Origin of the sequence: Parafrankia soli (genome assembly GCF_001854695.1) — a bacterium.
GTDB lineage: Bacteria > Actinomycetota > Actinomycetes > Frankiales > Frankiaceae > Parafrankia > Parafrankia soli.
On record NZ_MAXA01000123.1, the window covers coordinates 1 to 2375 of the forward strand.

Below are 2375 nucleotides of genomic sequence, written 5' to 3' on the forward strand. Positions count from 1 at the left end.
AGATCACCACGCGTCATACAACCGTGCTACCAGCCGAAGCACCCGGACGAAGGACGAACACCCCGATTGTGATCCGGACTCAGAACAGGCCCTAGAGGTGCAGAGCACCCGTGCACCGACCCGGCGCGCTCTACCGCGCTCTCCTGCAAGCCAAGACAGGCCGGGTGGTTCCCTGTCGTCGCCCCACATGTAGCCCTGACCGTCCGTGCTGTACGACCGTACCATAGGTCACATAATATTCGGTCGTCCAACATCTTCTTGGCGGTCGGGCGTTGACGATCGGCCGTCAGAGCGACTCGTGCCAGCGGAGGGATGGATCACATGGGAGGACGTCTCGGTGGCAAGATTGCGATCGTTACAGGCGCCGGTTCAGGCATAGGGCACGCGAGCGCCCGACTCTTCGCCACAGAGGGTGCGAAGGTCATCTGCGCCGATTTCAGCGGCGATGAGGAGCGGACCGCCGACGAGATCGGTGAGGCCGGGGTGGCGGTGCACGTCGACGTCGCGGTCGCCGCAGACGTCGAGCGAATGGTCGCCATCGCGGAGGACCGTTTCGGGAAGCTCGACATCCTCTTCAACAATGCTGGTATCGGCGGTCCCAAACTGCTCATCACCGAGCAGACGGAGGAGGACTACAATCGTGTCCTCGACGTGAACCTCAAAGGCGTTTTCCTTGGGATGAAGTATGGCATTCAGGCCATGCTCCGCAACGGTGGAGGCTCCGTGGTGAACACCGCGTCGGCAGCCAGACTGGTCGGTTGGAGAAAGAACGCCGTGTACGGTGCATCTAAGGGCGGCGTCATCCAGATGACCAAGGCTGTGGCGCTCGACTTCGCGGATAAAAGTGTTCGGGTCAACGCCCTCTGTCCAGGAATGACCTGGACCGGGTTAGTGCCGGGTTCAAGAGAGCACTCGGAACCGCCCGCCGACGCCCCGGTGCCTCCTCAGCCGATGCGTCGGTGGGGTCTTTCCAGCGAGCTGGCAGCTGCCGCGATCTTCCTCGCGAGCGACGAGTCGTCCTTCGTCACCGGAGTGGCCCTTCCCGTCGACGGCGGCTACGTCTGTGCCTAGCACACGCCCGTTCCGCTTCGCCGTCCAGACGACCACCGCAACCTCCGCTGACCAGTGGCGTGACCTTGCCCGCAGGGTCGAGGACCTCGGTTACTCGACCCTGTTCCTCGCAGACCACTACATCGGTCCCGGACCGGTCAGCGCCCGCACTCTCCTACGCCCGCAACATCTGGCCCCCATCGCGGCCATGGCCGCCGCGGCGGCATGGACATCCACGCTACGCATCGGGTGCCGCGTCTTCTGCATCGACTACCACCTGCCTGCGGCGCTGGCGAAGGAGGCGGCAACCCTCGACCTGCTCTCCGACGGGCGCTTCGAGTTCGGCATCGGGGCCGGCACCAACCAGGGAGAATACGAAGCGATGGGTCTCCCCTTCCATGCGGCTCCTCAACGCGTCTCGAAGCTCGAGGAAGTTGTCACCCTTATGAAGGCGCACTGGTCGGGCGAGCCGATCGACGTCACGGGCGATCACGTCAGAGTCAGTGGCTACGCCGGACTGCCGCTCCCCGTCCAACGTCCTCGTCCCCGCATCCTTATCGGTGGCTCCAAGAAGCGCGTCCTGTCCCTGGCCGCGCGTGAGGCCGACATCGTCAGCATGGCCAACGTTGGCTGGAAGCCCCTGAACGACGCCGGACTCACACCGCTAGAAGAGGAACAACGGCGCCTCGACACGGTCCGCGAGGCCGCCGGTACGCGATTTCCAGCACTGGAGCTGGAAAGCTCGCCGTACCTGGTGTCCGTGACCGACGACATCGACTCCTCCTTGGATCGCTGGTCAGCCAGCCTGCGCAAGGCCATCCCAGAAGTCACGCCGGAGGAAATCATCCATCGCTTACAGGAACGCCGCGAGATAACGGGAGTCAATTACATCACCATCCCGCGCAAGCAGATCGACGATTTCGCGCCCGTCGTCACCAGGCTGAGCGGCCAGTAGCCAGCCCCGTAGATCATTCGGTGGCGCGTCGTTGTCTGCAGCGCGGAGCGAGCCGTATGAGCGGGGCGGTGACCGACGCATCAGGGTGATGGCCTAGCCGGCGTGCCTGATCTGTTGCCGGCGGCTTCGGGCGCGCAGAGGTCCCGAAGCCAGCACCGCGTGCACCGGTCGGGGGCCTCGGTCGCGCGGATCTTCCCCGTCCACGCGCCGAGCCCCCGGCTAGACCCTGAACGCCGCAGGGAACCGGACGAGATCGAGCAACCGTCGGTCTAGCTCTGGTCGAGAAGCTCGCGGAGCAGATCTGTGGTGCGGCGCCGGGAAACCGCCCGCGCTTCCCGCGTGTCGCCCACCGGGACCACGTTGGCCCAGA

General features: G+C 65.0%; 2 protein-coding genes. Both read left to right on the top strand.

Translation table 11 applies throughout. The annotated features are described in order from the left end of the window. Window positions 1-321 precede the first annotated feature (321 nt). Complete coding sequence (locus BBK14_RS12165; RefSeq protein ID WP_071062043.1) at window positions 322-1071, top strand: SDR family NAD(P)-dependent oxidoreductase; 750 nt, start codon at window positions 322-324, stop codon at window positions 1069-1071. Continuing rightward, window positions 1064-2005 (top strand): TIGR03621 family F420-dependent LLM class oxidoreductase, encoded by a 942-nt coding sequence (locus BBK14_RS12170; protein WP_071062040.1) that lies wholly within the window; start codon window positions 1064-1066, stop codon window positions 2003-2005. Before BBK14_RS12165 ends, BBK14_RS12170 begins: the two co-directional genes overlap by 8 nt. Window positions 2006-2375: the final 370 nt, after the last annotated feature.